General features: G+C 37.0%; 4 protein-coding genes. 2 read left to right on the top strand and 2 right to left on the bottom strand.

The window, feature by feature from the left end; all coding sequences use genetic code 11:
* Window positions 1–198: 198 nt before the first annotated feature.
* On the top strand, window positions 199–933 hold the full coding sequence (locus MVY38_RS03220) for a hypothetical protein (RefSeq protein ID WP_297483549.1): 735 nt from the start codon (window positions 199–201) through the stop codon (window positions 931–933).
* Window positions 934–936: 3 nt separating this feature from the next.
* Here MVY38_RS03220 and MVY38_RS03215 read toward each other — a convergent pair whose 3' ends face one another.
* Together MVY38_RS03215 and glyS are read right to left on the bottom strand one after the other, a co-directional pair.
* On the bottom strand, window positions 937–2,070 hold the full coding sequence (locus MVY38_RS03215; protein WP_297483548.1) for an FAD-binding oxidoreductase: 1,134 nt from the start codon (window positions 2,068–2,070) through the stop codon (window positions 937–939).
* A gap of 9 nt (window positions 2,071–2,079) precedes the next feature.
* Window positions 2,080–4,098 carry a glycine--tRNA ligase subunit beta gene (glyS, locus tag MVY38_RS03210; RefSeq protein ID WP_297483546.1) on the bottom strand — a complete coding sequence of 673 codons (2,019 nt, stop codon included), beginning with the start codon at window positions 4,096–4,098 and terminating at the stop codon, window positions 2,080–2,082.
* Window positions 4,099–4,189: 91 nt separating this feature from the next.
* On the opposite strand from glyS, the gene MVY38_RS03205 reads away from it, so the two are divergent.
* On the top strand, window positions 4,190–4,732 hold a 543-nt coding region (locus MVY38_RS03205), incomplete at its 3' end, for a hypothetical protein (protein WP_297483545.1).

The following is a 4,732-nucleotide window of genomic DNA, read 5'->3' as shown; positions in this document are numbered from 1 at the left end:
TTTTTGATGATTATTTAAAAAATTAACTATTATGCTTAAAAATAAAGTGTGTTTTTATTACTGAATTAGCTGATATTTGAACATAATGTTCATTTATTTGTTTAAAATCCTAATAAAAACACATTTTGTTCCTTAAACATTATATGCAATCCCAAGCAATTTTAGGATATAATTCGCAAAATTAAAAGGGTTATGAGTATGCAGGTATTTGGAAAATTTTCGACAAATTTTGATATGGACTACCTTGTTGAACAGTATATGTACATCAACGAGAGTGAAGATGAGAAAATCACGGTGGATGATTTAAAGAATATGCTTAAAAAGAAGCGTAAACATGTGGCGGGGACGGTCTTTTTGTATAATCCTGAGCGAAGTCCTGTAGGGTATAAAATGAGCCGTTTTTTACAAGAGGACAGGTTTGATAAGTATGATGAATTTGTACCACTTAATGAATCTCCAAAAGACTACATTTTAAACGCAGGGTTTAAAGAACATTACAAAGGAAAACTTGTAGAGATTCGTTATCTTTTTAACTATAATCGTGAAAATATTGAACCAACACCTATTATAGAAGAGTTTGATGCAGATCTTGACAAACTTACTTCAACACAATTTACACGCTATGACAGACATCTTAACTATATTGATATTCCAAAGATTCGCTTGACTGGGAAATTTGTCTTTTTTGGTATAGGACATAAATACGACCGTCACCATAAAGCTATTATTGCTTACGCAAGAGCACTTTCAGCACATGTAAACAAACTCGATAAAAATGTCGTATTTATGTACGACAACAACTACGACCCAGATGAGTGCATCGAGCGTGCTTACTACCCTTCTCCGTATGCAGGAGGAAAAGCACGCGAGGTTCGTGCAAATGCAGTCAAGGCAATTTTTAAACCTATGCCGCCTCAAATAATAAAAATCTAACTTTTACTTTCTTCTTCTCGCCCATCTCGCAAAATATCTTGCAGGGGCGATGCTTTTGTCTATCTTTTTTCCACTGAGTATAAATTCCTTTAATATCTTTGCCAAATAAGGCGCAAGTACAAAGCCGTATCCACCACTGCCATTAATGATATACAAGTTTGGATAGTAACTAAATTCATCATAGCTAATGCGTTTGTCTTGCAGACGATTTCCACAATTTTCAATGGTCTCATCTGAGAGTATCAAAGAACCAAGTAGTGGCATATAGTCAACTGAACCTGAACGCAGTCCTACATAATCTTTTATGATTTTGACATCTTTTAGGTTAATCGTTTGAGCCGCTTTTTCCAAAAGCTCTGCTCTTCCTTTTTCTATGTCATAGGGTTCTTTGTTTTTATCTGGATGATAGTGGATGTTATGTGTTGCACCGATTGCAAGTAAATTTTTGCCATCTATTTCAGAACTTTTTGAGATGGAGACAAACTGATGGAGAGAATAGGGATTTTTAGAGCTTGTCTGCACATCTACACGGTGTCCCCAGATTCCCCGAACATCGATGTAAGGCTCTTTAATGACTTTTTCATACGCTCCAGTTGCCAAAACGATCTCTTTTGCAGCGTAAGTCTCATTTATAAGCCAAAAGCCATCATCGTAGCGTAGATTTTCCACTTTTTCACGCACAAATTTCGCGCTTTTGCTCATCTCCTGACAAACACTCTGTGCATTCACTATCGCTGCGTTTAGAGAGATATGTTCTCTCCTCTTTGCCATTTCAGTAAGAGAATCAAGCACCTCTTGTGATGCCTTTTCAAGCTTAAACGCAGGATTTTTCTTATATTCACCAATCATCGCATCATCTTTATCATCTTTTGCAATGTGCAGGAGTTGTGAGGCTTGAAAAGAGTGGGGAAAATTTGTTTTGTAGTAGTTGAGCGAATAGCTAAACGCAGCATCCAACATCTCTCGAAGTTCTCCAGATTTTGAGAACTTTGGAGATATAAAAGCACCTGCAGCACCACTACCACCAGCGGCTACGCTCTCTTTGTCAAACAAAATGACACTTTTACCCTCTTGAAGGAACTCATAAGCGACACTACAGCCGTTTATACCTGCTCCGACGATGGCAATGTCATACATCAAATGCTCCTAAACACTTACCTCTTTAATGTCGGCAATGTTAAGAATACTTTTGTAGATGGAAGCCACAAGTGCCTTTCTATTGTTCTTAATTTTCTCATCTTCTGCGTTTACCATCACATTTTCAAAGAAACTATCTAGTTCAGGTTTAAGACCAAAGAGTGCATCAAGCTCCTCTTCATAACTCTCGTATGATTTTGCAGTGACTTCTTGGTATCTCTTATAAAGTGCTTTTTCTGCTTCTTCTTCAAAAAGTGACTCATCGATAGTCAAGTCAGCACTTAAATCAATATCTTTAGTGATGTTTGCAACACGCTTAAATGTTGAGAAAATATCATCAAAACCTTCAGAGTTTACAAGAGTGTTGAGTGCTTCTATTTTTTGTCCAAGTGCTAAGAGTTCTCTCTCATCTGATGCTAAAACAGCTTCGATGATAGAAGGATTAACAGCGTAATATCTCTTAATACGCTCTAATATGAAACTCTCAAGTTTTACCAAATCAATAGCATCATAATTTCCAGCAAGCTCTTTCATAGTTTTTACAATGTCAAACTCAAAACCATACTCATTGACTATACGAATGATGCCATTCACTGCACGACGAAGTGCAAATGGATCACGCGAACCTGTTGGAATTTCATTAACAGAAAAGAGTCCAAGAAGTGTGTCAAGCTTAATGCTCATTGCTACAATAGCGCTAAGTTCAGTTGATGGAAGCTCACTCTCTTCACCCTCAGGAAGGTACTGCTCTTTTATGGCAATAGCTACTGCTTCACTCTCACCAGCTTCAAGTGCGTAGTAGTAACCCATGATTCCCTGAAGCTCAGTAAATTCATAAACCATTTCACTCATCAAGTCAGCTTTTGCAAGCTCTATAGCTCTGTTTAAATCTTCAATATCTGCGTTTGGCTTGTAGAGTTCAAAGAGCTTATTTGCTACTTTTTCTTCTCTGCTTATTTTATCTGCAACGCTTCCAAGACCTTTGAAAAATGCAACTTTTTCAAGCCCTTTTGTGCTCAGTCCGTTTTTAAGGTCATTTTCCCAGAAGAAAAGTCCATCAGCAAGACGCGGACGAAGTACACGCTCATTTCCACTTACGACTTCTGAAAAATCATTTGTCAATGCGTTTGAAACTACAACAAATTTATTTATAAGTTTTCCATCTTTAAAAACAGGAAAATATCTTTGATGCTCTTTCATAGAAGTGATGATAACCTCAGGAGGCAAACGCAAGAACTCCTCATCGAACGAGCCTAAAAGTGCCGTAGGGTTTTCTGTAATTGCCACTACTTCAGCAAAGAGTTCTTCATCTATTTCAACATTTAAGCCATTTTCAGACTCTATCTGTTTAATATCTGCAAGAATTTTCTCTGAACGCTCTTGAGGAAAGAGTGTCACCCCACCCTTTTTAAGTGTCTCAAAATACTCTTTTACACCATCAATCGCTACTGCATTGAAGTTCGCTATTCTATGTACTTTTGTTGTTTTTGCAGACTCGATACCATAGAGTTTCATAGGCACAAGCTCGTCACCAAAAAGTACATTTATCCAGCGAATAGGACGAATAAAGCTCTCATCTAAACTTCCCCAACGCATAGATTTTCCAAACTCAAGTGACTTAAGCCACTCATGAATGATGTCACCAAGAAGTTCGCGTGACTCCTGCCCTTTTACATCTTTTTTATAGTAAAGTACCTCTTTACCATTTTTCTCTGCCGTGCTTAACTCATCAAGTGAAACACCACATTTTTTTGCAAAACCATTTGCTGCAGGAGTTGGCTCACCGTTTTTGTATGCCACAGCCAAAGGCGCTCCAAAGAACTCCTCTACACTATCATCTTGTTTAAGTTTAAACTCTCTATGCCATAGAACCAAACGACGAGGAGTGTAATAAAATTCAAACTCTCCAAGAAGTGAATACTTTTCTAAAACAGTAGCATATTTTTTCTCAATATTTTTCATCTCTTTTAAAAGAGGAACTGCAGGAAGCTCTTCAACACCGATTTCAATTAGTAATGGTTTTAACATATTTGGACTCTTTATTTTATAAATTGTCGCGATTGTATCTATTTGTTGGTTAAAATCTTGTTAAAATTATTAAATCAAAAAAGGAACACAGATGAAAAAAATCGCACTCACACTCATACTGGGTATTAGTCTCTATGCTGCCGGTATCCATCAGGCAAAAGTAGAAAAAGCTCTTAACAGTGGTGGCTATACATATATGAAAGTCAAAGATGGCAGCAATGTTTACTGGATTGCTATGACACAACGCAATGCTAAAGTAGGAGACACCATCAAATTTAATGAGCAGGGATGGATGAAAAATTTCCACTCAAAAACACTCAACCGTACTTTTGATAAAATTCTTTTTGCGGGTGAAGTCACTTCTCAAACGCAGCCGCAAAAGATTCAAAGTATAAAACCAAACATCATGACATCAAAGTACAAAACAAAAGGAACGCTAACAATTGCAGAACTTTTTAAAAATCGTGACAAATATGTAGGAAAAACAGTTACCGTTCGCGCAAAAGTCACAAAAGCCTTAACACAGATTATGAAACTCAACTGGGTACACCTTGAAGATGGCAGTAGATTTATGAATATGGACGATCTTGTTTTTACATCGACACAAAAACCGCCAAAAGTTGGAGATGTAGTT

It is taken from the genome of Sulfurimonas sp. (assembly GCF_027056685.1).
GTDB lineage: Bacteria > Campylobacterota > Campylobacteria > Campylobacterales > Sulfurimonadaceae > Sulfurimonas.
Note: the sequence above shows the minus strand (reverse complement) of the source record. Positions and strands in the feature narration are given on the sequence as shown.